The organism is Acinetobacter sp. TWP2-2-3 (genome assembly GCF_049896445.1).
In the GTDB taxonomy this organism is placed as follows: Bacteria; Pseudomonadota; Gammaproteobacteria; order Pseudomonadales; family Moraxellaceae; genus Acinetobacter.
Map to the genome: position 1 here is coordinate 1 of NZ_JAFCUI010000027.1, position 2,162 is coordinate 2,162.

Below are 2,162 nucleotides of genomic sequence, written 5' to 3' on the forward strand. Positions count from 1 at the left end.
ATCGTCATTTTATTATGGTCAGCCTCAGGGTGAAGTGTGTCTAATCAACAGGGTTTTCGGTCTCTAAGTACTTTTTAAAGGAAACATCATCGACTCAAATCTCTATTTGCAACAGTGCCTGATTAACCACGATTGTTTAACTAATATGAACAAAGTCGTGAAACATTGGTCAAAGAATAGGCGTGGAACGTGAAAAATCATAAAAAAAGCCCGAACAGGGATGTTCGGGCTATCAACTAGGAACTACAGCGTTGAATTTTCAAGAGAATTATAACACATTTCGTATAAGGTGTATTATGTTAATTTTAGAAAAATTAATTAATTTTCAGAATCATAGTGACTCATATCACCAGATAATAAGATTTCTTAAATTTTCTCTGATAACACTTTAACCAATGACTTTAATTCTTCTTTTAGTTTATTTAAATTTTCAAGTTGAATACTTTGAGTCAGCTCTTTAGGAATCATTTCTGCGGCAGCTCGTAGCTCTCGACCCTTTTCTTTTAATGAAATAAGGACTCTTCTTTCATCATTAGGATCACGTGATCGATTAATAAGTTCAGACTTTTCCATTCTTTTTAGTAAGGGCGTTAGTGTCCCACTATCCAGGTGTAAAATTTGTCCAAGATCACCCACACTTACACATTCTTTTTCCCATAAAACCAACATCACTAAATATTGAGGATAAGTGAGTCCGAGAGGTGTAAGAAAAGGGCGATAAGCTTTTACGATTAAATTAGATGCAGCATAAATAGGAAAACATAGTTGCTCATCTAGGCAAAGCTGATTCTTGGACATAGCTTTTTATTTGGTATAGACAGTGGTCGATACCTGTATATTACCTCGAATAGCGTTGGAATAAGGACATACTTGATGCGTTTGTTCCACGATCTTCTCTGCATCAGCTTGTGAAATACCTGAAAGAGTGACATCTAAGTGTACTGTTAAGGAAAATCCACCATTGCCATTAGCAACCATGCCAACAGTACTCAGGACTTCTACATCGTTATCACGGATTTTATGTTCTTTATTGCTACGAGTTACATGGATCACGGCATTTCCAAAGCATGCAGCATAGCCAGCTGCAAATAATTGCTCAGGATTCGTTGCATCACCTCGACCACCTAATTCTTTTGGCAAAGCTAATTTTAGTTCTAAGATACCATCTTCACTACGAATATTCCCTGAACGTCCACCGATTGCTTTAACTTGGGTAGAATAAAGATTACTCATTTTAATTACCTTTAAATAATATATTGTGTGCAATATAATTGTATAAAATTTAATTTATGTCAAATTTTTTATATGCGATTTAACATAATGGCTGTTTTACGCAATAAAAAAACCTGGGCACCAACCCAGGTCTAAAATTTAAAAAACAGATAAATATCAGTGCAATAAACTCATTTTTCTAATTTCGCATAACGTGTATTATGTTAATTTTAGGAAATTTAAACACTTACCTGATAATTTAACTGTAGTTCATCCGCATTTTCCCCTCTAATGCCCCAGTTTTCTTTAGGAGTTTCAAATATAGTTATCTCAACATCATTTGAATCAATACCGCATAGATTGTTTATATTTTCGAATAGAGTCTTAATAAATGCTTTTTTAGTCTCTTTTGTTCGTCCATCGAACATGGAAATTTCAATAATTATATAAGATGTACTGCGGTCTGCTGGATATATAAAATTTTTGGATTCTAGTGGAATAAAACGTTGAAACCTTTTTTCTTCAGGGTATTTTAATTCTTTAACTAAAGCCTGATGGATAGCTTTACTTAAATTATCACGATGTAATTCTATAGTTTCATCTAAAGCATAAATTTTTATCTGAGACATTACTTTCTCTAAATTAAAACCCTAATTTTAGCTTAATCTCCCCCTCCCATTTAAGATAATGGCTGTTATACGAAATGAAAAAACCTAGACTCTGGTCTAGGCTTAAAATTTAAAAAATGAATAGCTACCGATTTTGTAGACACCTTTTAGTTAGATAAAAAAGCAATTTTTTTGATCTTTAAAGAATGAGGATATAAGCTGTTTAAAACTTAATTCTAATTGGTTAATAGGTGAAAAATGAAATTAGCAGAAGCTCTCTTACTTCGAAGTGATCAACAAAAAAAAATTATTTCACTAAAACAACGTATCAATGCAAATGTA

The 2,162-nt window shown here is 32.8% G+C and carries 3 protein-coding genes and 1 pseudogene; 1 reads left to right on the top strand and 3 read right to left on the bottom strand.

The features are described 5' to 3' along the window. Positions 1–366: 366 nt before the first annotated feature. The 3 genes from ACP7AK_RS15265 to ACP7AK_RS15275 all read right to left on the bottom strand — a co-directional run bounded on the left by ACP7AK_RS15265 (position 367) and on the right by ACP7AK_RS15275 (position 1,841). Positions 367–798: a MarR family winged helix-turn-helix transcriptional regulator gene (locus ACP7AK_RS15265; protein WP_005108698.1), complete on the bottom strand. Its 432-nt coding sequence runs from the start codon at positions 796–798 to the stop codon at positions 367–369. 6 nt (positions 799–804) lie between these two features. After that, complete coding sequence (locus ACP7AK_RS15270) at positions 805–1,233, bottom strand: organic hydroperoxide resistance protein (protein ID WP_005108699.1); 429 nt, start codon at positions 1,231–1,233, stop codon at positions 805–807. A gap of 218 nt (positions 1,234–1,451) precedes the next feature. Beyond that, positions 1,452–1,841, bottom strand: coding sequence for a tautomerase family protein (locus tag ACP7AK_RS15275; protein ID WP_034171729.1), 390 nt, complete (start codon positions 1,839–1,841; stop codon positions 1,452–1,454). A gap of 237 nt (positions 1,842–2,078) precedes the next feature. On the opposite strand from ACP7AK_RS15275, the pseudogene ACP7AK_RS15280 reads away from it, so the two are divergent. Next, positions 2,079–2,162: pseudogene (locus tag ACP7AK_RS15280) on the top strand (DIP1984 family protein); the annotation flags it as partial.

Bases quoted from the DNA above. Each gene is read 5' to 3' on its own strand.
- ACP7AK_RS15265 (WP_005108698.1), bottom strand. From the start codon at position 798: ATGTCCAAGAATCAGCTTTGCCTAGATGAGCAACTATGTTTTCCTATT.
- ACP7AK_RS15270 (WP_005108699.1), bottom strand. From the start codon at position 1,233: ATGAGTAATCTTTATTCTACCCAAGTTAAAGCAATCGGTGGACGTTCA.
- ACP7AK_RS15275 (WP_034171729.1), bottom strand. From the start codon at position 1,841: ATGTCTCAGATAAAAATTTATGCTTTAGATGAAACTATAGAATTACAT.